Origin of the sequence: Paractinoplanes globisporus DSM 43857 (assembly GCF_000379645.1) — a bacterium.
In the GTDB taxonomy this organism is placed as follows: Bacteria; Actinomycetota; Actinomycetes; order Mycobacteriales; family Micromonosporaceae; genus Actinoplanes; species Actinoplanes globisporus.
Map to the genome: position 1 here is coordinate 1,357,376 of NZ_KB903294.1, position 26,034 is coordinate 1,383,409.

Here is a 26,034-nt window from a genome sequence, read left to right on the forward strand (position 1 = left end):
GTGTCTAGTACGGCTGGTACGGCTCCCAGGCCGACCAGCGCTCGACGGTGATCTCCAGGAACGGCCCGGGCGGCGGCTTCTCCCGGTATTGCGGATAGCGCTCGACCAGGGCGGTCAGACCCCGCGGCGAGTTGTCGAGGATGCGGGCGACGCCGTCGGCGCGCACCCACCACAGCCGCGACCAGTCGTCCTCGTAGTGGTCGGCCAGCACGCTCACCCGCGGGTTGGCCGCGATGTTGGCGAGACGCCGGAGGTTCCGGGTGCGCTTGGGCTTGGCGTCGACCGCGGTGACGATGAGGTCGCCGAGCACGCTGAACACGATCGGCACCAGATGCGGCACGCCGTCCGGGCCGGCCGTGGCGAGACGGGCGACCCGGCAGGTGGCGAACCGCTCGGCCGGGGTCATCGCCCGGTCAGCTCGGCGATCGCCCGCTCCCACTTCTCCAGGGCCGGCTCGACGACGCTCCACGGGCCGGACGGCAGCCACACCGAGGCCCGGTCGACGCCGGCCGCCTCCAGTTGCTCGAGGGCCTTGGCCTCGGGCGGGACGCTCAGCACCTGGATCTGCAGGTGGCGCTCGGCGCGGGCACGCAACGCGGGGATGCGGGCCAGCACGTCCGGGTCGTGCCACTGCGGGAACCACCCGTCGCCGTACGACAGAACGCGTTTCTCGGCGGTCGGACCGCCCCCGCCGACCAGGATCGGCGGCCAGGGCTTCTGGGCCGGCTTGGGCCACGACCAGATCCGGTCGAAGTTCACGAACTCGCCGTGGAAGGTCGCCTCGTCGCTGGTCCAGATCTCGCGCATGGCCCGCATCCGCTCGCCGAGCAGCCGGAGCCGGGTGCGCGGGTCGGTGCCGTGGTTGGCCATCTCCTCGCGGTTCCACCCGGAGCCGATGCCGAACTCGAACCGGCCGCCGCTGAGGTGGTCGACGCTGGCGACCTCCTTGGCCGTCACGATCGGGTCGCGCTCGACGACCAGGCAGACCCCGCTGCCGACGCGCAGCCGGGTGGTCGCCTCGGCGGCGGCCGTCAGCGCCACGAACAGGTCGTAGGTGTGCCAGTACTTCCGGGGCAACTGGCGGCCGCCGCCCCAGGGTGTTTCGCGGCTGGCCGGGATGTGCGTGTGCTCCGCGAAGAACAGGGCCGACTGGCCGCGCTCTTCGACGCGGCGGGCGATCTCGCCCGGTCGCATCCCGTCGTGTGTGGGGAAATATCCGACGCCGAACTCCATATGCGCGATCCTATTCCGGCGTACGCCGAGGCCGCCGGACTGCTCCTGCGAGGTCCTCACCACCACCGTCCAGCACGGCGGCCTGTTCCTCTCGGTGATCCCCGGCGAGGTCGTGCTGCCCACCCCGGTGCTCACCGCGGACGGCGAGAAACTCACCACCGCCGGCGACCTGCCGACGCTGACCGTGACCGACACCCGGGCCGGCAATCCCGGTTGGTCGCTGAGCGGGCAGGTCACCGATTTCACCGACGGCGGTACGCAGCGGATCGCGGCCGCCAACCTGCGCTGGAGCCTGGTCCTGGTCGACAAGATGGCCGTCCAGGACATCCGGCTCGGTTCCCAGGCGGCCACCCTCGGCGACCCGGCGGTGCTGGCCGAGGCGCCGGGCGGATTCAGCGTCGGCACGGCCCGGCTCGGCGCACACCTGACCCTCGACGTGCCGACCACGACCCGGCCGGGCACGTACCACGCGACCCTCACGTACACCCTGATCTAACCCCGTCACAGGGCTCTGACCAGCACGGACGCCCGGCCGATCCGGGTATGTCCGGTCGGACCTTTTCGCGGGATCTTGTCCCCGGTTGAATCACGGGCCAGACCAGATCCTGGGGGCAGTGTGCGAGCACGTAGGTGGCGGCCGCGATTCGCGGCCACGGCGGTTCTGTGCATGCTCATCGGCAGTGCGATCGCGCTTCATGAGGCTTCTTCCGCCGTCTCATCCGCCGCTTCTTCCGCCGCCGGCTCGCACGCCGCGCACATCATGCCGTCGGCGGTGCCGGTCGCGGTCACCCAGGCGGCGCCGCTGCCGGCCAGGGGCTGGACAGTGACGGCAGACAGCTTCACATCTTCGGCTTTTAAAACCATCGATGGAAACGCCAAGACCGTGTGGCGCACCGCGGCCACCAAGCTGCCCCACATGATCACCATCGACACGCACAACCGGATCGCGTTCAGCGGGCTCACCTACCTGCCACCGGCCGACTCGGCGAGCGGGCGGATCGGCCGCTACCAGGTGCTGATCAGCGACAACGGCAAGACGTGGAGCAAGCCGGTCGCGACCGGCACGTTCGCCGACGACGCCACGCTCAAGACCGTCTCGGTCGGCACGGTGGTCACCCGGTTCGTGCGGCTGGTCGCGCTCGGCGGGCACGACACCCGCTCGGCGGCCGCCGAGATCAACCTGCTGGGCGGGACCGATCCGGCCCTTCCGCGTACGGGTTGGACCGCGACCGCGGACAGCCAGGAGACGGCCGGCGAGAACGGGCGGGCGCAGAACGTGCTCGACGGGAAGACGTCGACGATCTGGCACAGCCGGTACACCGGCGTCACCCCCGAGCTGCCGCACACGCTGACGATCGACATGAAGAAGCGGTACCTGGTCTCCGGCCTGGCCTACCTGCCGCGCCCGGCGGCGTCCACCAACGGGCGGATCGGCCGGTACACGATCCAGACCAGCGTGAACGGCACGGACTGGACCGCCGCGGTCGCCTCGGGCACGTTCGCGGACAGCGCGGTCGTGCAGTCGCGGACGTTCGCGCCGCAGCTCGCCCGGTTCGTGCGGCTGACAGCGCTCAGCGAGGCCGGCGACCGGGGACCGTGGAGCAGCGCCGCCGAGATCAACATTCTGGGCCGCACCGACCCGACGCTGGCACGTACCGGCTGGATCGCGAAGGCCGACAGCCAGGAGACCAAGCAGGAGAACGGGCGCGCCCAGAACGTGCTCGACGGCAAGGCGTCGACGATCTGGCACAGCGCCTGGACCACCGCGCTCCCCCACACGCTGACCGTCGACATGCGCAAGGCACAGTCGGTCGGCGGCCTCACCTACCTGCCGCGCCCGGCCGGCTCGTCCAACGGGCACATCGGCCGCTACCAGATCGCCACGTCGGTCGACGGGAAGACGTGGACGACCCGGATCGAATCGGCGTTCCCCGACGGCCGGGCTCAGCAGACGGTGGTCTTTCCGGCGGTCACGGCTCGATTCGTACGCGTGAAGGCCCTTAGTGAGGCCGCGGGCCGAGGTCCCTGGAGCAGCGCGGCCGAGATCAACGTCCTCGGCCCGAGCGGTTCGCTGTCGCCCGGCAAGGGAAGTTTCAGCGCGCCGGTCGGCTTCCCGCTCGTGCCGGTCGCGGCCGCGCAGCTGCCCAACGGCAAGATCCTGACCTGGTCGGCGTTCCAGCCGGACAACTTCAACGGCGGGTACGGCCAGACGGTGACCGCCACCTACGACCCGGCGACCGGCGTGGTGACCCAGCGGACCATCACCAACACCGGCCACGACATGTTCTGCCCGGGCATCTCGGCGCTGCCGGACGGCCGGATCCTGGTGACCGGCGGCAACGACAGTTCGAAGACCAGCATCTACGACCCGCGTACGGACGCGTGGACCAGCGGGCCGGACATGACGACGCCGCGCGGCTACCAGGCCAGCGCGACGCTCTCGGACGGGCGGGTGTTCACCATCGGCGGCTCGTGGAGCGGCGGGCACGGCGGGCAGGACGGCACCCCGCACAAGTACGGCGAGGTGTGGTCGGCGGACACCGGCTGGACGGCGCTGCCCGGCACCGACGTGGTGCCGATGCTGACCGACGACGCCGACCCGAACGGTGACTACCGCAAGGACAACCACGCCTGGCTGTTCGCCTGGACCGGCGGCTCGGTGCTGCAGGCCGGACCGTCGAAGGCGATGAACTGGTACGGCACGGACGGGGACGGCTCGACCACGCCGGCCGGCACCCGCGGCGACGCGCCCGACCAGATGAACGGCAACGCGGTCATGTTCGACACCGGCAAGATCCTCGCGCTCGGCGGATCGCCCAGCTACCAGGACAGCTCGGCGACGGCCAACGCGTACGTGCTGACCGTCAACGGGGTCGGCCGGGCGGTGACCGCGCAGAGGGTCGGCTCGATGACGAACACGCGGGCCTTCGCCAACAGCGTGGCGCTGCCGGACGGCAAGGTGGCGGTGTTCGGCGGGCAGAACTACGCGGTGCCGTTCTCGGACAACACGTCGGTTTTCACGGCGGAGCTGTGGGACCCGGCGACCGGGAAGTTCACGACGATGGCCTCGGCGTCGGTGCCCCGGAACTACCACAGCGTCGCGCTGCTGATGCCGGACGGGCGGGTGTTCACCGGCGGTGGCGGGCTGTGCGGCACGGGCTGCGCCACCAACCACTTCGACGGCCAGGTCTTCACGCCGCCGTACCTGCTGAACGCGGACGGCTCACCGGCCACCCGCCCGGTGATCACGTCAGCGCCCTCGACCGCCGCGAACGGCTCGTCGATCACCGTCAAGACCAACGGCGCGGTCGCCAAGTTCGCGATCATCCGGATGGGCACCGCCACCCACAGCGTCGACACCGACCAGCGACGCCTCTCCCTCTCGTCCACGCCGGTGACCGGCGGCTACCGGCTGACGATCCCGGCCGACGCCGGCGTGGCAGTGCCCGGCTACTGGATGCTGTTCGCCCTGAACGCCAAGGGCGTCCCCAGCGTCGCCAAGGTCCTCAAAATCGGCTGATCGTTTTGCGGAGCCAGCCGGGCAGCGCCCGACGCGGCTTCACCCGGCGACACCGCCCCGGGCCCCGCGCTCAGCCGGCGGCGGCTCCGAGCATCGCCACGGCCAGGTTGGCGTAGTGGTCGGCGAGCCGCCGCGGTGAGCGCGGCCGGCCCTGCCCCCACCAGCGGCAGATGTCGAGGCTGAGCGAGAGCAGTGCCAGCCCCGCGTCGGCGACGTCGTCCACGCGAAAGACGCCCTCGGCAACGCCGGCCGCCACGGTGTCGCGAAAGACGCGCTCGATCTTCCGGCGGGTGACCACCACCTCCGCCCGGTGCTCGGGCGTGAGAGCCGGAAGCTCGTAATGAACGACCCGGCCCAGGGCGTGGTGACGGGCGTGCCGCTCGGCAAAGTGGGCGACGAGCGTGCGGACCCGCTCGACCGGATCGGTGACTCCCGCCCCGGCCCGCTCGAGCGCGACGAGCGACTCGGTGTGGCCGATCCGGCTGATGTCGAAGAGCAGCAGTTCCTTGGTGCGGTAGTGCACGTAAAGCGCGGCCGGACTCAACCCCGCGCGGGCCGCGATGTCGCGCGTGGTGGTGCCGTGAAACCCCCGCACGGCGAACGCCTCGACCCCGACCGTGAGCAAGCGCCGCCGAGTGGGCGAGCCGACGCTGTTCCAGAGCTCGTCGGGCACGGTGGCGGCGGTCATGGCCGAACCTTCCTGTCGCCGGGAGTGACATAGTCCCGCGTCCTGCCGGGTTGACATGGTCGCGCGCCGCCGCTTTGCTGAGCAAGCGCTCAGCCGATAAGCGGATGCTTAGGAGTCGTGATGAGAGAAGCCCTCATCGTCGGGGCCGCGCGCTCACCGATCGGGTCACTCCCCGGCGTGAGCCCGCCCGACCTGCTCTCCGATGTGGTCCGCGCCGCGCTCAGCCAGGCGCCCGGGCTGGACGCCGCCGGCACCGACGACCTCTATGTGGGCAGTGCCTACGGCAAGCCCGACACGGCGGCCCGGGTCGCCGCCAAGCTGGGCCTGGAGTCGGGCCCGACGGCCATGGTCAGCGGCCTGTGCACCTCGTCGATGCAGACCACCCGGATGGCCGTCCACGCGATCCGGGCCGGCGAGGGCGACGCCTACATCAGCGCCGGCGTCGACTCGGCGCGCAAACCGGCCGTGCGCTCGCCCTGCATGCGCGGCGGCGCACGGCACACCCCTTCACGGTTCCGGGTAAGCCGCTACGAACGGGACGAGTTCCGCGTGCGCAGCCACCTCCTGGCCGAGCAGGCGATCACCAACGGCTTCTACCGACGCGAGATCGTCCCGGTCCGCCTGCCCGACGGCCGCGTCGCCGACCGCGACGAAGGTCCCATCGCCGGCGCCAGCTACGAGATGATGCGTTCCCACCCCGCAGCCGTACGCCTGCGAGACGGCGCCGCGGCCACCGTCATAGTCAGCGATGCGTACGCCAAGGAGCTGGACCTGACGCCCTTGGCCCGCGTGATAGCCACCAGCGTCGGCTCGGACGTCGTGGAGTCCGCCCGGCGAGCCCTCTTCCACGCCGGCCTGTGCACGCCCGAGGTGGACCTCTGGGAAATCAACGAGTCCTCAGCCGCCGAAACAATCACCGCCTACCGAGCCCTCCGCATAGACGTAGACCGAGTGAACATCCACGGCGGCGCGCTGGCCCTGGGCCTGGCCGTAGGAATGACCGGCGCGCGAATCGTCACCACCCTCCTGAACGGCCTCCGCACCAACGACCTCGAAATCGGCCTGGCCGCGGTAGGCACCCCCAGCGGCCAAGCAATGGCCCTGGTCCTGGAACGCCTCAACTGACCCGCGCGTCCACCGCCCGCGCGCCCACCGCCCGCCGCCCGCGCGCCCGCCGCCCGCGCGCCCACCGCCTGTGCGCGCGCCACCTCACGCCCGATCGACGTCTGCGGGGCCTGCGGCGGGCAAGCGGTCAGCCGTCAGTGGTCGGTGAGGCCGGTGCGGACGGCGTAGACGGCGGCCTGGGTGCGGTCGGCGAGGCCGAGCTTGAGCAGGATGCTCGACACGTGGGTCTTGACCGTCTTCTCGGCGACGGCCAGCGCCCGGGCGATCTCGCGGTTGGAGCGGCCCTCGGCCAGCAGCAGAAGCACGTCACGCTCGCGCGCGGTCAGCGTCGACCCCTCGGACGGCGCGGCCATCAGCACGGCGGCCGCCGCCGGCTCGAGCAACAGGTGCCCGGCCGCCACCGAACGCACCGCCGCCACCAGTGCTCCCGGGTCGACGTCCTTCGACAGGTAGCCCCGCGCCCCGGCCCGGATCGCGGCCGGCATGCGGTCGGGGAAGCTGGTGACCACCAGCACCCGGCACTCGGGCGAACGATGCCGCAGCTCGTGCAGCACCTCCACGCCGTCCATCTCGGGCAGCATCATGTCGAGCAGCACCACGTCGGGCTCGCTCGCGGCGACCATCTCCAGCGCCGACGGCCCGTCGGCCGCCTCGCCGACCACCTCCAGCCCGTCCGCCAGCTCCAGAAACGTGCGCAGCCCCCGCCGCACCGCCGGATGGTCGTCGACGATCAGCACCCGGATCGGCCCGGGCGGCGGATCAGGCCGTGTCACCGGGCACCTCCAAGCGAACCACCGTGCCGGTGCCGGGGGTGGAGCGCACGGTTGCCGAGCCGTGGACCGAGCAGGCGCGGTCGCGCAGGGAGCGCAGGCCCAGGCTGCGGCCCGCGCGCAGGACCGCCGAGATGTCGAAGCCGGCGCCGTCGTCGGTCACCTCGAGCACCGCGCCCGTCTCGCCCTGCCGGGTCAGGCTCACCGCGATGTTGTGGGCCTTGGCGTGACGGACGGCGTTGTGCAGTGCCTCCTGGGCGACGCGCAGCACCACCGTCTGCTGGGCGACCGGGAGGACGGGCGGATCGACCTCCGTGTAGCGCAGCCGGGGGCCGGCGCCGCCGCCGTACGCCCGGTCGAGCACCTGCACCTGTTTGCGCAGGACCGACGGGAGGCCGTCCTCCGCGAGCTGGGCGGGGCGCAGCTCGAGCACGGCCGCGTGCAGTTCCTCGGCGGCCTCCCTCGCCAGCGTGGAGACCTCGGCCAGACGCTCGCGGGCCGCGGCCGGGTCGCGGTCGAGCAGGAGGTCGGCCGCCTGCACGGTCAGGCGCAGGCCGAACAGCCGCTGAGCGACCGCGTCGTGCAGGTCGTGGGCGATGCGGGCGCGTTCCTCGGCGATGGTCAGCTCGCGATTGCGCGCGTACAGCCGGGCATGGGTCAGGGCGATCGCGGCGTGCGCGGCCAGCACGCCGACCAGTTCCTCGTCGGCGTCGGTGAAGCCACCGGGCTTGTTCGCCAGGTAGAGAGCACCCAGAATCTCGTCGCCGCTGACGATCGGCACGCCGAGGAAGGCGGCGAGCACGGGATGCGCCTGGGGCCACCAGCCGAAGCGCGGGTCGGCCCGGATGTCGTCGACCCGCTGGGCCTGCGGCTCGCGCAGCATCACCGCGAGGAAGCCGTGCTGGCGGGGCAGCGGGCCGATCGCGGCCCGCGTCTCGTCGCTGACGCCGGACACCACGAACTCGGCGAACGAGCCGTCGTCGTCGGGGACGCCGAGCGCCGCGTAATCGGCGCCGGCCAGCTCGCGAGCGGTGTCGACGATCGTCTGCAGCACCTCGGGAACGGTGAGCTGATCGCTGACGGCCAGCACGGCCTCGGAGAGACGCCGTGCTGTGCGGAGCTCGTCGCGGGTGGTCACGGGCCCACGATAGCCACCGGAGTTCGGGTCGGCCTCGGCCGGAAGAACTAGGACTATGGACCGATCCGGAACTTGTCTCGGGCCCGATACGGTCGCCGCGCCGAAGCAGGAGGGTCGAGACATGACAAAGACAGCTGTGATTACCGGAGCCTCGCGTGGCCTGGGTCTGGCCCTGGCCGAGGGGCTCGCCCGCGACGGCTGGCAGCTCGTGATCGACGCCCGCACCGAGCCCGATCTCGAGGCCGCGGCCGCCGGCCTGAGCCGCCTCACCAAGGTGGTCGCGCTCCCCGGCGACGTGGTCGACGACGACCACCGGGCCGAGCTCGCGGCCGCGGCCGATCGGCTCGGCGGCGCCGACCTGCTGGTCAACAACGCGTCCACGCTGGGCGGCAGCCCGCCGCCGGCGCTGGGGACCTTTCCTCTTCCCGCGCTGCTCGACACGTTCGAAGTCAACGTGCTGGCCCCGATCGCGCTCACCCAGCTCCTTCTCCCCCAGCTGCGCCGCTCCACCTCCGGCACCGTGCTCAACGTGAGCTCCGACGCCGCCGTCGAGGCGTACGAGGGATGGGGAGGTTATGGCGCGGCGAAAGCCGCCCTCGACCACGCGAGCGCCGTGCTGGCGAAAGAGGAGCCGGCCCTGCGGGTCTGGGCGGTCGACCCGGGTGACCTGCGCACCCGGCTGCAGCAGGAGGCGTTCCCGGGCGAGGACATCTCCGACCGGCCGCTGCCCGAGACCGTCGTGCCGCGCCTGCTGGGGCTGCTGCGCGACCGTCCCGAGTCCGGCCGCTACGTCGCGGCGGCGCTGCGATGACCGCCACCCTCGATTTCCACCTGCCCGGCGATCTGGAGGCGCGGGAGCCGGCCGAGGCGCACGGGCGGCGGCGCGATGACGTCCGCCTGCTGGTGAGCCAGGGCACCACGGTGACCCACCACCGCTTCCGCGAGCTGCCGCGCCTGCTCGCCCCGGGCGACCTGCTCGTCGTGAACAACTCGGCGACCCTCCCGGCCGCCCTCGACGCCGGCCCGGGCCTGGTCGTCCACGTCTCGAACGAGCGAGCCGACGGCAGCTGGCTGGTCGAACTGCGCCGCGCGGCCGAGAGCAAGACGACACCGGCCGAGGGCGCGACGACACCCTTCGACGGCCCGATGCCCCGACAGGTGGCGATCCCGGAGGGCACGCTGACGCTGCGGGAGCCGTTCACCGACCGCCTGTGGGTGGCCGACGCCGAGGTGCCCGGCCCGATGGTCGACTACCTGATCCGGCACGGCCGCCCGATCCGGTACTCGTACACCGACCGTGACTGGCCTCTCGAGACCTACCAGAACGCGTACGCGACCAGGCCGGGAAGCGCCGAGATGCCCAGCGCCGGGCGCCCGCTGACCGGCAGGGTGCTGGCCGAGCTGGCCGGCCGGGGCGTGCTGGTCGCGCCGGTCACGCTGCACACGGGGGTCGCGTCGGCCGAGGTCGACGAGCCGCCGTACCCGGAATGGTTCGAGATCCCGCCGGCCACCGCCGAGCTGATCCGGCACGTGCACCGGGCCGGGGGCCGGGTCATCGCGGTCGGCACCACGGTGGTGCGCGCGCTGGAGTCGACGGCGGGCGCGGCCGCGAGCGGCTGGACCGACCTGGTGATCGGTCCCGAGCACCGCATCCGGGTGGTCGACGGCATGCTCACCGGCCTGCACGAGCCGCGCGCCTCGCACCTGCGCATGCTGACGGCCATCGCCGGCGAGCAGGCGTTGCGCGCCGCCTACGCCGAGGCCCTGCGCGGCCGCTACCTGTGGCACGAGTTCGGCGACGTGCACCTCCTGCTCGCCGAGCCCCGGCACGGCGACCTCCCGCCCGAGGCGGTGCGACGCACCGACGAGCCCGAGGCCGTGCGGCGCATCGACGAGCCGCCGGGCGCGCACGGCCGCCACGGCGCGCACGACCGCCGCTCAGGCGCGCATGACCGTCGCGATGGGGATGCCGGCGGCGCGCAGGGCCGGGACGAAACCGCCGAGAATGCCGGCCACGAGACCCGCGATGATGCCGGCCACCCCGGCCTCCCAGGGGAACTGCACGTCGTGGAGGAGGGGCTGTGAGTCGCCGAGCAGCGTCGAGACCACCTTCAACGCGGCCGCGCTCGCCGCGATGGCCGCGGCCGCCGTGAGCAGGCCGGTCAGCAGGGTCTCGGCGAGCACGATCCCGGCCAGCAGCGAGCGGGGTGTGCCGACCGCGCGGCGCAGGGCGAACTCCTCGACGCGCTCGCCGACCGTGGCGAGGCCGACGTTGAGGATGCCGGCCACGCCGATCAGGAGCACCAGCCCGGCCATCGAGAAGAAGATCAGGCGCATGAGCGACAGCTCTTTCCCGCGCTCCTTGCGGGAATCCACCGTGGACAGGTACGTCTCGACGCCAGCCCCGCGCAGCTTCGCGGTCAGCACCCGTTCGGCCGGCGTCGACGGCGCCAGCATCACCCGCATCTCGCCGCCCGTGTTCGGGTCGGCGAGCCCGCCGGGCGGCAGCCAGTTCGCCAGCTCGTCCACCCGCACGTACGCGCGCGGCTGCGGATCGCCGTCGTCGACCACCCCGATGAACTGCGGCGTGACGTCGTGGACGGCGCCGCCCACACGCATCTCGGCCGGCACGTGATGCTCCTCGAAGCCCTTCGCCGCCTCGCGGTTGAGCACCAGCCGCGGCGCCAGCGCGGGCATCGTGGTGAAGTCCAGCCACCGCCCGGACTGCAGGCGGAACGGCCGGAACGCCCGGATGTCCCCGGTCAGCGCCGTGAGCCGCAGCTCGACCGCCTCGCCCTTGGGCCCGCCCTGCTCCTCGCAGTGCCCGTCGGGGTAGCAGATCGACGAGGATCCCCAGTTCTCGTCCATCGGGGAGCCGCCGGGGTTGACCGGCTGCACCCCGGGCTCGCCGATGATCGCCGACGCGGCCATCGAGGCCACCGCGTCCGAGCGGCCGGCGATCGTGCTGACCACGATGTCGGCGGCCTGCGGGTTCGGCGGCATGTCCAGGACCCGGGTGCCGTCGATGCCGTTGGTGAGCTCCAGGTCCGACATCAGCGCGCGCTCGGCGATGCTGGCTCCCGCCTGCACCACGACGACCGCGAGCACGCCGAGGAAGAGGCTCACCATCGACAGCAGCGTGCGCAGCTTCCGGGCGCGGATCCCCTGCAGGCCGATGATCAGCGACGACCGCAGCCGGCCGGAGAGGCGCATCATGCCGGCACCCGCTCGGTCAGCACGCCGTCGGCGAGGTCGAGGATCCGGCCCATCCGCGCGGCGTGGTCACGGTCGTGGGTGACGAGGATCAGGCCGCAGCCGTTCTCGGTCGCCCCGAGCAGTGCGTCGATCACGAGCGTTCCCGTCTCGGTGTCCAGGGCCCCGGTCGGCTCGTCGGCCAGCAACACCCGCGGATTCCGGACGAGGGCACGCGCGATCGCCACCCGCTGCTGCTCCCCGCCCGACATCTTGGCCGGCCGGTTCTTCGCGAGGTGGGCGATGCCGACCTGGTCGAGGGCCGCGAGCACCCGCCGGCGGCGTTCCCGCCGGGGCCAGCCCTGGCCGTTGACCAGTGCCATCGCCACGTTCTGGGCCGCGGTCAGGTGCTTGAGCAGGAAGAACCGCTGGAAGACGAAGCCGAAGTGGGAACTGCGCAGCTTGGCGGCCCGCCGCTCCCGCAGCCGGCTGATGTCCTGGCCGGCCAGCAGATACCGGCCCGCGTCCGGCCGGTCGAAGAGGCCGACCACGCTCAGCAGCGTGCTCTTGCCCGAGCCGGAGCGGCCCACGACCGCGACGCTCTCCCCCTCGCGCACGGTGAGATCGACCCCGTCGAGGATCGTGCGCGGCTCGCTCTGCCCCTTGAGCACCTTCGTGATGCCGGTCAGCTCGATCAGCGGCTCGCTCATCCGGGCGCCCCCGAACCGCCCTGATCGGGGTTCGGGGCGGCCGTCGGCAGGTCCGGCCCGGGCACGGCGATCGTCTCGTCACCGCGCAGCCCCTTGCGGATCTCCACGACCTTGCCGTCGGTGATGCCGAGCGTCACGTCGACCGTCTTGCGCGTGCGATCCGGTCCGACCACGTCCACCTTGCCGTGCCCCTGCACACCGGCGACCGCCTCGACCGGCAGCACCAGCACGTGCGAGGCCTTGGCCGTGACCACGTCGAGCGTCACCGCGGCGCCGTTGATCAGCTTGATCTCCTCGGGCGGCGTGCACACCAGGCGCATCCCGGTCGCGTCGGAACCCGACGAGCCCGAAGAGTCCGACGAACCGCCGCCGAGCGACGGGTCTTTGACCACGGCTTGAGGCGGCACCGCCCCGGACAGCTGCGGCGTCGGATCGGCCGACGGCGGAGGCGGCTCCGGGATCGTCCCGGCCGGGAGCGCCGCGATCGTGCCGAGCGCCGTGCACGGGAACGGCCCCGGCCCGTTCTTGATCTGCCCGCGGACGGTCTGCACGGAGCCGGAGACCCGGTACGCCTGGGCGCTGTCGATCTCGGCGACGATGCCGTACCCGGAGTGCTTGGCCGAGACCACCGGCATGCCGGCCGTGACGTCCGCCCGGTCCTCCATCAGCCGCCCGGCGAACGTCGAGTCCTTGGGGATCTCCACCCGGCGGGGCACGCCGTCGTTCCACACCGACGCCACCCACATCGGGCGGGTGGCCGGCGTCTTCGACGGTTGCTTGTTCAGGTAGCGGATCTCGCCACCGACGGGGGCCACGATCCCGAACACCGGGTCGATCTCCACCTTGCCGCTGAGGCTGATCTGGTTGGTCAGGTCCTGCCGCGCCGGCTTCACCGTGGTCAGCACGGTGCCGCGCGCCTCGAGCTCCGGGGTCTGCGACTTCTCGGCCGCCGACGTACACCCGCCCACCAGCACCCCGGCCACCGCCACCACGCCCACGCGGGCAAGGCTGCGTCTCTGCAACGGATCCTCCTGGCGTCTCGGGAGCCAGCGATGATCGCCGATCGGCCCCGCGGCCCGAGAGGTTACCTCGATCACGCAAGCCCCGTCGCGCATCCACCGCTGGGTCGAGATGCGGTCACCGTCCGTGTGAGGCGACACCCTCCCTTCCGGCAATCGTTCATCGGCGCAGGCCAGGGCGGGCGTACGCTCCTGCGGTGACGACGCGCGTGGTGGTGCTGGGTGCGGGTTTCGGCGGGCTCGAGCTGGCGACGGAGGTGGCCGGCCGGTGCGGCACCGGCGTCGAGCTGACCCTCATCGACCAGGCCGAGGGCTTCGTCTTCGGGTTCTCGAAACTGGACGTCATGTTCGGCCGGCGACGGCCCGAGCAGGTGCTGCACCGGTACGCGGCGATGGTCAGCCCGAGCGTCCGGTTCATCAACGCAGCCGTCACCTCGATCGACCCGGCGGCCCGGCACGTCGAGACGACCCGCGGCCCGTTCGACGCCGACATCCTCGTGGTGGCGCTCGGCGCCGACCTGCACCCCGAGGCGACGCCCGGCCTGGTCGAGGGCGGCAACGAGTTCTACACCGTCGCCGGCGCGGTCCGGGCCCGTGACGTCCTCGACAAGTTCGAGGGTGGCAAGGTCGTCGTCGCGGTCACCTCGACCCCGTTCAAGTGCCCGCCCGCCCCGAGCGAGACCGCCCTGCTCGTACACGAATTCCTGCTGGATCGCGGCCTGCGCGACCGCTCGGAGATCTCCCTGGTCATGCCCCTCGGCACGCCGATCCCGCCGTCGCCCAAGGCCTCGGAGGCGGTGCTGGCGGCGTTCAAGGAGCGCGGCATCACCTGGCACCCGGAGCGGCTGGTGCGCGAGCTCGACCCCGACCGTCGCGTCGCCCTGCTCGGCGACGGCAGCGAGCTCCCCTACGACCTGTTCCTCGGCGTGCCGCAACACCGGGCCCCGCAAGTGGTCGCCGATTCCGGCCTCGCGGTCGACGGCTGGGTCCCGGTCAACTCCCTGACCCTCGAAACCTCATTCCCCCAGGTGTACGCGGTGGGCGACGTGACCAGCGTCGGGACGCCGAAGGCCGGGGTCTTCGCCGAGGGTCAGGCGGCCGTGGCCGCGGCCCGCATCATCGCCACGATCAAGGGACAGGACCCCGAGGCCCTGTACGACGGCCACGGCATCTGCTATCTGGAGTTCGGCCACGACGAGGTCGCGAGGGTCGGGGTCACGTTCCTCGCCGGCAAGCCCCCGGTCGGCGACCTCGAGGGCCCGTCACCGGAGCTGGCCGCCGACAAGACCGCCTTCGGCATCGACCGGATCCGCCGCTGGTTCGGTCACGAGTGGACGCTGGACTGAGTCACGTGCCTCGGTGGTGCTTCTTGACGTATGTGTAGCCCGGCTCGAGTGACCCGCCGTCGACCTGCTCGTGCAGGGTGACCTGCTTCTCCGAGGCGTGCGCGCCCGGCGGCAGCTTGCGGACGAAGCCGTTGACCAGGTGATCCCGCCGCTCGCCGGACTCCTCGTCGTCGGGGTCGATCCAGTCGATCAGCGGCGCGTAGAACAGCATCTCGCCCGGCTTCTGGCCGTCGACCGCCGGGTACGACGGATAGCCGGTGGAGTCGACGCTGCCGTCGACCCGGGTCAGGTACCCCTCCCGGATCAGCTGGTCGACGGCGTTGCGCAGCAGGAACGCGTTGCGGGCGCCCCGGCCCATCCCGATCCGCGCGGCGAGCCCGGCCTCCGGAAGCACGGCGCTGCCGTCATCGAAGACGCGGCCGAGCCGGCGCACCGCGTGCAGCACCTTTCCGCGGTTCGACGGTCCGGGATCACACTCCCGGGTGACGACCTTCGCGTCGTACTCGTGGAAGTAGTTGATCCCGTCGACGCTGACCGGCTCGTCCAACGCCGTGGTGCGCACGATGATCTCGTCGCGGCCGGCCTGCCAGGCGACCGTGACCAGCGCGCCCGGGCGCAGGTCGGCCGGCCAGACGAGGCCGGTGAACTGCCACTCGACGTCCTCGCGCAGGACGGCCTCGAAGACCTGCCGGGTGGCGGTGACACCGCGCTCCCGATGCTCCAGCACGACCGGAATGCCCTCTTTACCCCGAAGAGCGCCCACGCACTCCTCCGGGGCGGCACAGACCCCGTCGTCCAGATCGGCCCGCCAGAGGGCGAACCGGCGCGTCGCCGTCTTCATGAGGCCCCCTCCGGTCAGCAGGAATGGAGAAGCACCCGACAGACTACGACTGGTTAGGTTAGATCGAGCCGAGCGCCCGACCAGAGGAGAGATGATGCCCAAGGCCGCGCAGCACGCCGCCGACAGCCACGACCTGATCCGCGTGACCGGCGCGCGGGTCAACAACCTCAAGGACGTCAGCGTCGAGATCCCCAAGCGCCGTCTCACGGTGTTCACCGGCGTCTCCGGCTCGGGCAAGAGCTCGCTGGTCTTCGGCACGATCGCGTCCGAGTCGCAACGGCTGATCAACGAGACGTACAGCGCGTTCCTCCAGGGCTTCATGCAAACGCTGGCGCGCCCCGAGGTCGACGTGCTCGACGGCCTGACCACCGCGATCCTCGTCGACCAGGAGCGGATGGGCGGCGACGTCCGCTCGACCGTCGGCACCGCCACCGACGCCAACGCGATGCTGCGCATCCTCTTCTCGCGCCTCGGCCGACCGCACATCGGCTCGCCCCAGGCGTACTCGTTCAATGTCCCCTCGGTCAGCGGCGCCGGCGCGGTCACCTTCGAGAAGGCCGGGCAGAAACAGAAGGAACGGCGCAGCTTCAGCATCCTCGGCGGCATGTGCCCGCGCTGCGAGGGACGCGGCTCGGTCAACGACATCAATCTCGCGGCGCTCTACGACGAGGACAAGTCGATCAACGAGGGCGCCATCAAGATCCCCGGGTACTCGATGGACGGCTGGCACGGCCGCATCTTCCGCGGCGTCGGCTACTTCGACCCCGACAAGCCGATCAAGAAATACACCAAGCGGGAACTGAACGACCTTCTCTACAAGGAAGCAACCAAGGTCAAAATCGAGGGCATCAATCTGACGTACGCGGGACTGGTCCCGTCGATCCAGAGGTCGATGCTCTCGAAGGACATCGACGGGCTGCAGCCCCACGTCCGCGCCTTCGTCGAGCGGGTCGCCACCTTCACGACCTGTCCCGAGTGCGGCGGCACCCGGCTGGCCCCGGAGGCCCGCTCCTCGAAGATCAACGGCCGGAACATCGCCGACTGCTGCGCCATGCAGATCAGCGACCTCGCCGACTGGGTCCGCGGCCTCGACGAGCCGTCCGTCGCGCCGCTGCTCACCGCCCTGCGCAAGACGCTCGACTCGTTCGTCGAGATCGGCCTCGGCTACCTGTCGCTGGAGCGCCCGTCGGGCACGCTCTCCGGCGGCGAGGCCCAGCGCACCAAGATGATCCGGCACCTCGGCTCGGCGCTCACCGACGTCACGTACGTCTTCGACGAGCCCACGATCGGCCTGCACCCGCACGACATCCAGCGCATGAACGACCTGCTGCTCCAGCTGCGCGACAAGGGCAACACGGTCCTGGTCGTCGAGCACAAGCCGGAGGCGATCGCGATCGCCGACCACGTGATCGACCTGGGCCCGGGCGCCGGCCGCGCGGGCGGCGAGGTCGTCTTCGAGGGCACGGTCGAGGGCCTGCGCGCCAGCGGCACCCTGACCGGCCGCCACCTCGACGACCGCGCGGTCCTGAAGGCCGACCTCCGAAAGGCACAAGGAGCCTTGGAGGTACGGGGTGCCGACACCCACAATCTGCAGAACGTCGACGTCGACATCCCGCTCGGCGTACTGGTGGTCGTCACGGGCGTAGCCGGCTCCGGCAAGAGCTCCCTGATCCGCGGCTCGGTCTCCGTCCAGGACGGCGTGGTCTCGGTGGACCAGGGCGCCATCCGCGGCTCGAGGCGCAGCAGCCCCGCCACGTACACCGGCCTGCTCGACCCGATCCGCAAGGCCTTCGCCAAGGTGAACAACGTCAAGCCGGCCCTGTTCAGCGCGAACTCCGAGGGCGCCTGCCCCAACTGCAACGGCGCCGGCGTCATCTACACCGACCTGGGCATCCTGGCCAGCGTCGCGACCACCTGCGAGGTCTGCGAGGGCAAACGCTTCGACGCGTCCGTCCTCGAATACAAGCTGGCCGGCAAGGACATCAGCGAGGTCCTGGCCATGCCGGTCAGCGAGGCCGCACCGTTCTTCGCCGAGGGCGACGCCCGCACCCCCGCCGCCCACGCCATCCTCAGCCGCCTGGCCGACGTCGGGCTCGGCTATCTGAGCCTGGGCCAGCCCCTGACCACCCTCTCCGGCGGCGAGCGCCAGCGCCTCAAGCTGGCCACCCACCTGGGCGAGAAGGGCGGCATCTACGTCCTCGACGAGCCCACCACCGGCCTCCACCTGGCCGACGTGGAAAACCTGCTCGCCCTGCTGGATCGCATCGTCGACAGCGGCAAGTCCGTAATCGTCATCGAACACCACCAGGCCGTCATGGCCCACGCCGACTGGATCATCGACCTGGGCCCCGGCGCCGGCCACGACGGCGGCCGCATAGTCTTCGAAGGCACCCCCGCCGACCTGATAGCCGACCGCTCCACCCTGACCGGCAAACACCTCGCCGAGTACGTGGGCGCGTAGTCCCCGGCCGTCGCGTCACGGTCGCGGGGGTGGCAGAGCCCCGCACCGTGACCGTCGTCGTCGAGCGCGACGACGATGGCGTGTGGTGCGCTCGCGCCCGCTCGCGTCCTGGCCCCGGCGCCCACGGCGAAGGCTCCACCGAGGAGGAAGCGCTGGCCGACCTCCGCGATGCCCTCACCGGCCAGATCGAAGACGAGCCCGGACGCGCGGCGGCGTCGACCTGCGACCTGCCGCAAATCCGGGCAGAGATGTCCGAAGCCGTCCACACGCTCGCCTGGGTCTCAGCACCGCGGACATCCGCGCGCTCGGCGTTTTCTGATGGTCTAGCGCTTGGCGTGACGTCGTAGTGAGTTCCAGCGGAGGATGCGCCAAATGGGATACCAGCCGCCTATGAACAGGAAGAAGATCGCCGCGACTGGCTCAACGAACAACATGAGCAAGAAAATACCGAGCATGATCGCCCAGCCCAGCGGGAAGTTCGGGGCTACGCCCGCACGCTTGTAGCGGTCGTAATTGTCGAGGTCGCTCTCGCCGTTGACGAGATCGGCGTTCGTGCTGACGGAGAACGGTCCGGGCAGGTTGACGAACAGTCGCATCAGGTTCTCCTTGGGTCGTGATGACCCACTGGATGGTGTGGCCCTGGGCGTGAAGATCGTTGATGCTGCGGGCAGCATCGACCTGCGCGATCCTGTTGACGTACTCACCCGGGGGTCTACTGGTGTTCTGAGGATCAAAGCAGCAGGGAGTAGCACCGGGTGCCCGTCCGGTGCAACGCGGTTAGGGCCGAGCGCTTCGTGTCCTCACAAGCAAGCATCGGCCTACCGTTGCCACAAGATCGGCACGCCTCAGGACGCGCGGCGAGCAACTGATCGCGTGGGCGGACGGCTGGAGCGCGTCGCGCGGCATGCGTGCGCCGGTGGATACCGATGGCGGTATGCGGATCGATTTGGGCCGTCAGGACGACGCAAGTCGCCACGTGCTGTCGGCGTTCGACCCCGAGTCGATTTCGCGTCTGGGTGAAGTGCTGACAACCCGCGGCACGGGATACGTCTTTTGCACCGCGGGCACCCGGGGTGGGGGGTGCGTACCGGTCTGCTGTCCGCGACCGAACAAGCGCCTTCCTGTACTGGCACCTCGGATGGGACCCGATCGGCGAGGGTGCGGGTGCGGTCCGCGAGCGTTGAAGGAGGCCCGGCGGCGCCGGCCTGAGGTGGGCCGGCGCCGGGGCGGTGGGTCAGTCGTCGTCGGTGTAGTCGCCGTTGGCCACGTCGAAGAGGACGTCGCCCCAGAAGCCGGGGTCCTCGTCGAGTGCGGTCGGGTCGATGTTCTCGATCTGGAGGCGGATGCGGTCGGCGACATCCTCGGGGTCGTCGGCGACCGCGGTGGTCTCCGACTCGAAGACGCGCAGGAGATCGTCGAACTGGCGGGGGGAGGCGCTCACGTGGCTCAGCGACATGTCGATGCGGTTGAGGTAGAGCACCTCGCCCGTGTCCGTGTCGACGACGTAGGCGTCGTCGGTTTCCGGGTCGCCGGTGCCGATCGGCAGGACCCGGCGGCCGTCGACCTCCTCCGGTGAAGTTGAGGACTTCGGGGGCGCCGTAAAGAGGACGTGGTCGGACGGCAGGCCGACGTCGAGCAGGAACTCGCGTGCGTCCGGCTTGCGGACGGCCGCCACGTACTCGGCCGAGTAGGTGTGGTGGGACACCGGCGGACCCTACCAAATTCCGTTGAGGGCGTCGGCGAACAAACTGTCGATCGCGGTCTTCTTCGCCTTCCGGGCCGCGGCCCCCTCCGCGGAGGTCGTCCAGCTCCACGAGTACGAGGTGGGTATGCCGGCGTCGCCCAGCATCTTCCGGCACTTGTTCGTGCCGGTGCAGGGCTGGAACTCGGAGTACATCTCCTTGATCGAGTCGCCGAACTGCCGCATCAGCTTGCGCTCGGCGTGATTTCCCAAACCTTTCGACGAGTACGCGACGGCGATGCGCTCGACCCCGTTGTCGTCGACGTAGCGGGCGGCCGCGAAGTTGTTGCCCTTCTTGTTCAGCCGCAGCCGCTCCTGCATCACCGACCGGCTGAGGTCGCTGTCGCCGTAGTCGACCTGGCAGTTGTGCACCAGGACGGGGGTGTCACCGGCGACCACGTAGTACGTGTGGGCTTCGCTGACGGTCAGGTTGTAGACGGTCGCTACCTCGGCGCGTGACGCTCGGGAGACGACCGTGACCCGGTGGCCGGTGGCGTCGCGGAGGGTTTCCCCGGGTTTGAGGGAAGCGGCCGTGACCCAGTCGTTCCGGTCGAGGCTGTAGAACTTGTGCCCGGCGGTGGCGGTGACGACCGACGGCGGGCCGCCGCCACCGGCCCCGGCGCCGGCCAGGGTCAGGTCGATCAGGTCCTTGTCGCCGTGGCCGACGACGGTGGCGGTCACCTGCTCGGGCTCGGTCTGCCCGGTGGCCGGGTCGGTGGCGGTGACGGTGTCGCCGGGGTGCAGCTTCTCGATCGGCTTGGTGCTGCCGTCGGCGAGCAGCACCTCGGTGCCGGCGGCGAAGGAGTTGGCGGCCAGCCGGGCCTTGTTGCCCTGGGCGACCTTGCAACTCTCCCCGGTGGACGTCTCCTTCTTCTTGGCGCGTTTGGCGTTGTCCGCCGCCTTCTGCGAGGTGGCCTTCGCCTTCCCGCCGGCGTCCTTGGCACCCTTGGCCGCCTTGGCCGCCTCGTCGGCGTACTTCTTGCTGCTGGCCGCCTCGTCGGCGGTGCGGGTCGCCTTCTTGATCCAGCGCGGGATCGCGACGAGCGCGTTCTTCGCCGATTTCAGGCGGCTGTACGCGTCGATGAGCCGCCGGCCGACCCCGATCGCCTTGATCGCGACCTTGGCGGCCTTGAACATCTTGCCCCAGGGCACCGCCTGCAGCGCCGTGGAGATGCAGGCGACGATGTCGCCCTCGGTGATGCACGCCTTGGCGTCGTTGAACCCGACCAGATCGAGGATCAGGTTGACGATCTCGTCGCCGATCTGCTTCACGAAGCCGTCGGCCTCATCGACGATCTTCTTCGAGTTCAGCCAGTCCGGGTTCTCGGACTGCTGCTCGCCGTCGCCGCCGGCCGGCGTGTTCGCGTCGGTCGTGGCGGCGCAGGCGGCCGGGTTGTTGGCGCACGTCGAGTAGTAGGAGACGTAGGCGTCGGTCATGCCGGTCTTGCCGTCGTCCGGGTCGCCGCCGCTCGGGTCGGTGAGCACGGTCGGGCGGCCGTTGGTGTACGAGTACGTCGACACCGCCTGGTCGGTGGCCGGCTGGGCGACCGGGTCGGCCGAGGCGAACCGGCCGGTGGACGGGTCGTAGCTGCGGGCGCCCATCGCGTACCGGTCGCCCTGGCTGGTGTCCTGGTACGTGCCCGCGTACTGCAGCGGGTTGGCCGGCGCGTCGGAGGCGCCCTGCTTGGTGCCCCGGCTGACCCCGAACGCGTCGTAGTCGTAACTCCACTCCGGAGCGCCGGCCGGGGAGACGACGGCGGAGACGCCACCGAGCCAGTCCCGCAGGTAGGAGTGCGCGCCCAGGGTGTCGGCGCCGGGCACGAGCAGTGCCAGCGGTTGGCCGGACGGGTCGTACAGGTAGTCCCGCCCGATCGTGCCGGTGGCGTCGGTCTGCCGCTCCTGGGCGAGCAGCGGCCGGTCGGCGTTGATGTCCCAGGTCCAGGTCTGGGTGGTCGACCCGGAGACCGCCGAGATTCGGTTACCCGCTCCGTCGTACGCGTAATTGGTGGTGGTGCCGTTGGTTGTCGCCGAGGTCATCGTGTGGTCGAGCGCGTACGCGAAGGAGTCCGACCCGGCCCGCGTCTGGTTGCCCTCGAGGTCGTACGCGAACGAGCGCGTGCTGGTCCGGCTGCCGGTCACGCTCTCCTGCGTCAGCTGGTCCGCGCCGTCGTACGTGTAATTGGTGGTGGTGTTGTCGCCCGGCGCCCGCCGGGTCATCTTCGTGCGGTTGCCGACCAGGTCGTAGGTGTAGTCGGTCCGCTCGGCGACCTCGCCCGAGCAGGCCTGCGCGCCGAAGCACTCGGCGGTCAGCCGGTTCGCGGCGTCGTACGTGTACGCCGTCGCCTCGGTCACCGTCGGCTGGCCCGGCTCGCCCGTGGTCTGCACGATCTTGGTGGGATTGCCGACCTTGTCGAGGCTCAGGTCGAACGCCGACAGCGTGGTGTCGCCCTTGGTGGCGGCGATCCGGGTCATCCGGCCGGCCCGGTCGTAGTCCCGGCTCTCGGTGATGCCGGTCGACGCCGGGTAGGTGATCCCGGTCAGGTTGTCGGCGACGTCGTAGGAGAACTTGTACTCGGCGCTGGTGTCCCCGCGCGACGCGGTGAGCGTCTTGATCCGGTCGCCGTCGTCGTAGGTGGCGCCGATGTGGGTGCCGTCCGGGTAGGTGCGCCCGGTGACCCGGTCGTCGCGGTCGTAGTCGTACTTGAAGGTGTCGTCGCCGCGGGTCGCCGACGTGAGCCGATCGGTGTCGTCGTACTTGAACGACTGCACCCCGGCCGGGTCGGCCGCGCTGACCAGCCGGTTCTTCGCGTCGTAGCCGTAGGTGTAGGTGACACCGCCCGCGCCGAGCTGCTTACTCGTCAGCCGGCCCAGATTGTCGTACGCGTAGAAGATCGAGCGCGCCGGGCGATTCGGGTCGGGGCGGCCGGGCTCGACGATCCGGGCCGTGACCTCCTGGATCAGGTTGGAGTCGGGGTCGTAGACGTACTCGCGGCGCCGGCCGAGCGGGTCGGTGGTGACCGTGGTTCGCCCGGCCCGGTCGTACTCGTTGGAGGCGACCCGGCCGAGCGGGTCGGTCCGCTTGATCACCTGACCGTCGGCGTCGTACGTGTAGGTCAGCGACTGCCCGCCCGGGGCGTCGGCGCCGGTCACCTTCACCAGCCGGTCCGCGTCGTCGTACCCGAACCTGGTGGTGTTGCCGTTGGCGTCGGTCTGCGCGGTGGGCCGGTTGAGCGCATCGTAGGCGACCCGGCCCACGCTGCCGAGCGCGTCGGTCACGGTGGCCGGGTTGCCGGCCTGGTCGTACGTGTACCGCGTGGTGAAGTCGTCCGGGTTCGCGCCGGAGACGTTGCCGCGGGGCTCGGTGACCGCCGCGACCCGGCCGTCGTCGTCGTAGCTCGTGGTGACCACGCCGCCGGTCGGGGTGGTCTCCTTGATCGGGTTGCCGGCGTCGTCGTACTCGATGCCGGCCGCGCCCGCCTCCGGCCCGGAGCTGCCGGTACGCCGGTTGGCCTCGTCGTACGTGTTGGTCAGCTTCTCGCCGCGCTCGTTGGTCATCTCGACGACGTTGCCGTTGTTGTCGTAGCTGACCGTGGTGCCCTTCTTGAACTGGTCCTGCTGCCCGGTGGGCCGGTCCAGGGCGTCGAACGCGGTGTCCACCTCGACCCGCTGACCGTCCGAGCCGTACGGCCGGTCGGCGCGGATCAGGTTGCCGTTGAAGTCGTAGTGGAAGACGGCGGTGAACAGGTCCTTGCTGGCGGCGTCGGCGTTGCCGCGCGGCGACGTCTCGGTCGCGACCCGCCCGTTGACGTCGTACGTCCAGCTGGTGGTGTTGCCCTCGCCGTCGGCGACCGACGCGCGCCGGCCGCCCGGCGTGTAGGTCGAGGTCGTGACGTTGCCGATCGGGTCCTTCACCACGGTCCGGCGGCTGGCGTTGTCGTACGTGTAGTGGCTGGAGTTGCTCAGCGGGTCGGTCGCGACCACCACGTTGCCGAGCTCGTCGTAGGTCGTGCGGTACGGCTGCGCCTTGCCCGGCTCCCAGACCTCGGTGATCTGGCTCTGCGCGTCGTAGACGTACTTGGTGCGGTAGGCGTCCTTGTTGCCGCCGGAGACCGTGCCGCGAGGGTCGACGACCGACGCGAGCCGGCCGGTGACGTCGTACGTCATCTCGGTGCGCCGCCCGGTCGGCGCGATCTCGGCCGTGCGGTCGCCGTTGGCGTCGTACTCGTACCGGGTGACCTTGCCGCGCGGGTCGGTGCGCGTGATCACCTGGCCCTTGGCGTCGTACTCGTACTTGTAGCCGGTGCTCTGCTTCGGGTCGCGCTGGGCGACCATCTCGTTGAACTCGTTGTACTCGTACTTCCAGGTGTTGCCCCGGCCGTCCTGGTACGCGGTCAGGTTGCTGCGGTCGTCAAAGGTGCTGTTCTGGGTGAACGAGAACGGCTCCGGCGCGGTCCGCGAGACCGGGTTTCCGGCGTCGTCGAAGCGGGTCTCCTCCTGGTTGCCCTTCGGGTCGATCACCAGGCTCTTGTTGAGCTTGCCGGTGTAGCGGTGGTTGACCGTGTCGTTGCCGGCGTTCTGGCTGTAGAGCAGGACGTTGTTCTTGTAGCCGTCGACGACCGCGACGCCGTCCGGGTCGGTGGTGCGAGCGACCTGCTGCACGGCGTCCCAGGCGAAGGTGGTCTTCGCGCCCTCGGGGTCGAGCTGCTGGGCGACCCGGCCGCCGGCGTCGTACGTGTTGCGGATCAGCTGGTGACCGCGGGCGTCGGTGATCTGCGCGAGCCGGCCGCCGGCGTCGTAGGCGTACGAGGTCACGTAGCCACGCGGGTCCTGCGTCTTGAGCAGCCGCCCGTCCTGGTAGTCGAACTGGGTCGAGCGGCCGTCGGGCAGCGTGATCTTCGTGATCAGCCGCAGGTCGGCGCGGGACTCGAAGCGCACCACCCGGCCGCCCGCGTCGGTGATCGTGCTGAGCAGCCCGCCGGAGGTGTACGCGAGCGTCACGCCGAGACCACGCGCGTTCTTGATCGACAGAAGCCGGCCGGCGGAGTCGAAGCGCAGCACCCGGCGGTCCGGCGGCACGAGCTGCCAGCCACCGTCCACCTTGGTCAGCCGGGCCCGCACGCCGGTCGGCGGGTCGAACGAGCCGTCGGCGTTCGCGAGGTAGACCGCCTCGGAGCCGTCCTCGGCGCGCACCCGCACCGCGCCGTTGTCGGCGGCGATCACCCGAATGTCGTACGAGGAGCTCCAGCCGGCGCCGAACATGCCGGTCGCGGTGTTGCCGGACGAGTAGTACCGGGCGTGGTTGAACGGGATGCCGTACGACGGCATCGCGAAGTCCTGCTCGACCCGCAGGTAGGCGCCGGTCGCGGTGTTCACGGTCGCGCCGCGCAGCGCCTGGGCGATCACGGTCGGGCCGAGCACCGTCGCGCAGCCGCACCCGGCCGCCTGCCCGGCCGGCAGCGCCGGGACGTCGTCGGTCTTGCGCGGATGGGCGGGCTCCGAGGGCTTGCTGGTCTGCTCGGTGCCGTCCGGCGCGATCTCGGTGACCGTGACCGTGTACGTCCGGGCGGGGTCGAGCACCCAGCCGTCGGCGGCGCCGAAGCTGCGGCACAGCAGGGCCGGGCTGTAGCAGCGGCTCAGGTCCTTCTGCGCGAGCTCGGCCGAGCGCTGCTCGGCGTGCGTCTCGGTGTCGGTGACCGTGGCGAACCAGCGCCCCCAGGAGTCCGGGTTGCCCTCGTCGACCTCGGCGTCCCAGTAGACGACCAGCGAGGTGTCCCCGAGCAGGAAGCCGGGCCGCGCGATGGGCTGGAAGGGCAGCTCAGCCGCCGCCTTTTGCAAGGCCTTCGCGGGCACCTTCGCCGGGCCGGCCGCCGCGACCGAGGGCGGCACCGGCGGCGCGGTCTGACCGGCAGCGAGGCCGTGGTTGGGCGTTGCGGTGGCCGGCAGCGGGCTGTTCACCGGGCCGGCGCCGTGAACTGCGACCGGGGTCGCCGCGGCGGCCGGTGACGGCGGCGTGGCGACGAGATAGGCCGCGACTATCGCCAGGATCAGAGCATGGCAGAGCAGCTTGAATCGACCAGACAAGCGCACGAGACAATCCCCCCGTGGATGTGGCGTTGCAGTCCGCGAAGGACGCTGCCGCATAGACAAAGATCGAAACAACCCCGCAAATGAGGGATTGACTTTTGACGATGGGAGCGCTCCCACGCGTTACCTCTGGTAGCGGTAGCCGACCGGCAGCAGCGAGACGTCC

General features: G+C 71.1%; 20 protein-coding genes and 1 pseudogene. 8 read left to right on the forward strand and 13 right to left on the reverse strand.

What is annotated here, in order from left to right; genetic code table 11:
• Positions 1-4: 4 nt before the first annotated feature.
• Together A3CQ_RS0105950 and A3CQ_RS0105955 are read right to left on the reverse strand one after the other, a co-directional pair.
• Positions 5-406: a TIGR03668 family PPOX class F420-dependent oxidoreductase gene (locus A3CQ_RS0105950; protein WP_020510005.1), complete on the reverse strand. Its 402-nt coding sequence runs from the start codon at positions 404-406 to the stop codon at positions 5-7.
• Positions 403-1,233: an LLM class F420-dependent oxidoreductase gene (locus tag A3CQ_RS0105955; protein WP_020510006.1), complete on the reverse strand. Its 831-nt coding sequence runs from the start codon at positions 1,231-1,233 to the stop codon at positions 403-405. The genes A3CQ_RS0105950 and A3CQ_RS0105955 overlap by 4 nt, the downstream gene beginning before the upstream one ends.
• Here A3CQ_RS0105955 and A3CQ_RS0105960 point away from each other — a divergent pair.
• On the forward strand, positions 1,205-1,729 hold the full coding sequence (locus tag A3CQ_RS0105960; protein WP_157295355.1) for a hypothetical protein: 525 nt from the start codon (positions 1,205-1,207) through the stop codon (positions 1,727-1,729). The genes A3CQ_RS0105955 and A3CQ_RS0105960 overlap by 29 nt on opposite strands.
• Before the next feature lie 197 nt (positions 1,730-1,926).
• On the opposite strand, the gene A3CQ_RS64190 is transcribed toward A3CQ_RS0105960, so the two are convergent.
• Positions 1,927-2,166 (reverse strand): hypothetical protein, encoded by a 240-nt coding sequence (locus tag A3CQ_RS64190; protein WP_370657604.1) that lies wholly within the window; start codon positions 2,164-2,166, stop codon positions 1,927-1,929.
• On the opposite strand from A3CQ_RS64190, the gene A3CQ_RS0105965 reads away from it, so the two are divergent.
• Positions 2,117-4,753 (forward strand): galactose oxidase family protein, encoded by a 2,637-nt coding sequence (locus tag A3CQ_RS0105965; RefSeq protein WP_020510009.1) that lies wholly within the window; start codon positions 2,117-2,119, stop codon positions 4,751-4,753. The two genes, A3CQ_RS64190 and A3CQ_RS0105965, sit on opposite strands and share 50 nt — an antisense overlap.
• 70 nt (positions 4,754-4,823) lie before the next feature.
• Here the strand turns inward: A3CQ_RS0105965 and A3CQ_RS0105970 are convergent, their stop codons facing one another.
• The gene (locus tag A3CQ_RS0105970; protein ID WP_020510010.1) at positions 4,824-5,441 is read right to left on the reverse strand and encodes a TetR/AcrR family transcriptional regulator; all 618 of its coding nucleotides are present in this window, start codon (positions 5,439-5,441) and stop codon (positions 4,824-4,826) included.
• A 120-nt stretch (positions 5,442-5,561) separates the two neighbouring features.
• Between A3CQ_RS0105970 and A3CQ_RS0105975 the strand changes: the two genes are divergently transcribed.
• Positions 5,562-6,566 carry a thiolase family protein gene (locus tag A3CQ_RS0105975; RefSeq protein WP_026205371.1) on the forward strand — a complete coding sequence of 335 codons (1,005 nt, stop codon included), beginning with the start codon at positions 5,562-5,564 and terminating at the stop codon, positions 6,564-6,566.
• Positions 6,567-6,700: 134 nt separating this feature from the next.
• Here the strand turns inward: A3CQ_RS0105975 and A3CQ_RS0105980 are convergent, their stop codons facing one another.
• A complete protein-coding gene (locus A3CQ_RS0105980; RefSeq protein WP_040431354.1) occupies positions 6,701-7,339 on the reverse strand; it encodes a response regulator in 639 nt (212 codons plus the stop codon).
• Positions 7,326-8,474 carry a GAF domain-containing sensor histidine kinase gene (locus tag A3CQ_RS0105985; RefSeq protein ID WP_020510013.1) on the reverse strand — a complete coding sequence of 383 codons (1,149 nt, stop codon included), beginning with the start codon at positions 8,472-8,474 and terminating at the stop codon, positions 7,326-7,328. Before A3CQ_RS0105985 ends, A3CQ_RS0105980 begins: the two co-directional genes overlap by 14 nt.
• A 121-nt stretch (positions 8,475-8,595) precedes the next feature.
• On the opposite strand from A3CQ_RS0105985, the gene A3CQ_RS0105990 reads away from it, so the two are divergent.
• Both A3CQ_RS0105990 and A3CQ_RS58790 read left to right on the forward strand, forming a co-directional pair.
• A complete protein-coding gene (locus A3CQ_RS0105990; RefSeq protein WP_026205372.1) occupies positions 8,596-9,285 on the forward strand; it encodes an SDR family NAD(P)-dependent oxidoreductase in 690 nt (229 codons plus the stop codon).
• Positions 9,282-10,274, forward strand: a pseudogene (locus A3CQ_RS58790) (S-adenosylmethionine:tRNA ribosyltransferase-isomerase); the annotation flags it as partial. The gene A3CQ_RS0105990 and the pseudogene A3CQ_RS58790, both read left to right, overlap by 4 nt.
• Positions 10,275-10,412: 138 nt before the next feature.
• Here A3CQ_RS58790 and A3CQ_RS0106000 read toward each other — a convergent pair.
• The 3 genes from A3CQ_RS0106000 to A3CQ_RS0106010 are packed head-to-tail and all read right to left on the reverse strand — an operon-like array spanning position 10,413 to position 13,398.
• Positions 10,413-11,690: an ABC transporter permease gene (locus tag A3CQ_RS0106000; protein WP_020510017.1), complete on the reverse strand. Its 1,278-nt coding sequence runs from the start codon at positions 11,688-11,690 to the stop codon at positions 10,413-10,415.
• Positions 11,687-12,376, reverse strand: coding sequence for an ABC transporter ATP-binding protein (locus A3CQ_RS0106005; protein WP_020510018.1), 690 nt, complete (start codon positions 12,374-12,376; stop codon positions 11,687-11,689). Before A3CQ_RS0106005 ends, A3CQ_RS0106000 begins: the two co-directional genes overlap by 4 nt.
• Complete coding sequence (locus tag A3CQ_RS0106010) at positions 12,373-13,398, reverse strand: efflux RND transporter periplasmic adaptor subunit (protein ID WP_157295357.1); 1,026 nt, start codon at positions 13,396-13,398, stop codon at positions 12,373-12,375. The genes A3CQ_RS0106005 and A3CQ_RS0106010 overlap by 4 nt, the downstream gene beginning before the upstream one ends.
• A gap of 194 nt (positions 13,399-13,592) precedes the next feature.
• On the opposite strand from A3CQ_RS0106010, the gene A3CQ_RS0106015 reads away from it, so the two are divergent.
• Positions 13,593-14,741 carry an NAD(P)/FAD-dependent oxidoreductase gene (locus A3CQ_RS0106015; RefSeq protein WP_026205374.1) on the forward strand — a complete coding sequence of 383 codons (1,149 nt, stop codon included), beginning with the start codon at positions 13,593-13,595 and terminating at the stop codon, positions 14,739-14,741.
• A gap of 1 nt (position 14,742) precedes the next feature.
• Here the strand turns inward: A3CQ_RS0106015 and A3CQ_RS0106020 are convergent, their stop codons facing one another.
• Positions 14,743-15,582, reverse strand: coding sequence for a hypothetical protein (locus A3CQ_RS0106020; protein WP_020510021.1), 840 nt, complete (start codon positions 15,580-15,582; stop codon positions 14,743-14,745).
• Positions 15,583-15,673: 91 nt separating this feature from the next.
• On the opposite strand from A3CQ_RS0106020, the gene A3CQ_RS0106025 reads away from it, so the two are divergent.
• Both A3CQ_RS0106025 and A3CQ_RS58795 read left to right on the forward strand, forming a co-directional pair.
• On the forward strand, positions 15,674-18,043 hold the full coding sequence (locus A3CQ_RS0106025; RefSeq protein ID WP_020510022.1) for an ATP-binding cassette domain-containing protein: 2,370 nt from the start codon (positions 15,674-15,676) through the stop codon (positions 18,041-18,043).
• Between the two features lie 47 nt (positions 18,044-18,090).
• Positions 18,091-18,390: a type II toxin-antitoxin system HicB family antitoxin gene (locus tag A3CQ_RS58795; protein ID WP_157295359.1), complete on the forward strand. Its 300-nt coding sequence runs from the start codon at positions 18,091-18,093 to the stop codon at positions 18,388-18,390.
• Here the strand turns inward: A3CQ_RS58795 and A3CQ_RS0106030 are convergent.
• The 3 genes from A3CQ_RS0106030 to A3CQ_RS0106040 form a co-directional block, all read right to left on the reverse strand.
• Complete coding sequence (locus tag A3CQ_RS0106030; RefSeq protein ID WP_020510023.1) at positions 18,367-18,639, reverse strand: hypothetical protein; 273 nt, start codon at positions 18,637-18,639, stop codon at positions 18,367-18,369. The genes A3CQ_RS58795 and A3CQ_RS0106030 overlap by 24 nt on opposite strands.
• Positions 18,640-19,277: 638 nt before the next feature.
• Complete coding sequence (locus A3CQ_RS0106035; RefSeq protein ID WP_020510024.1) at positions 19,278-19,748, reverse strand: SUKH-4 family immunity protein; 471 nt, start codon at positions 19,746-19,748, stop codon at positions 19,278-19,280.
• A gap of 9 nt (positions 19,749-19,757) precedes the next feature.
• Positions 19,758-25,871 (reverse strand): nucleic acid/nucleotide deaminase domain-containing protein, encoded by a 6,114-nt coding sequence (locus A3CQ_RS0106040; RefSeq protein ID WP_020510025.1) that lies wholly within the window; start codon positions 25,869-25,871, stop codon positions 19,758-19,760.
• Between the last annotated feature and the right edge of the window lie 163 nt (positions 25,872-26,034).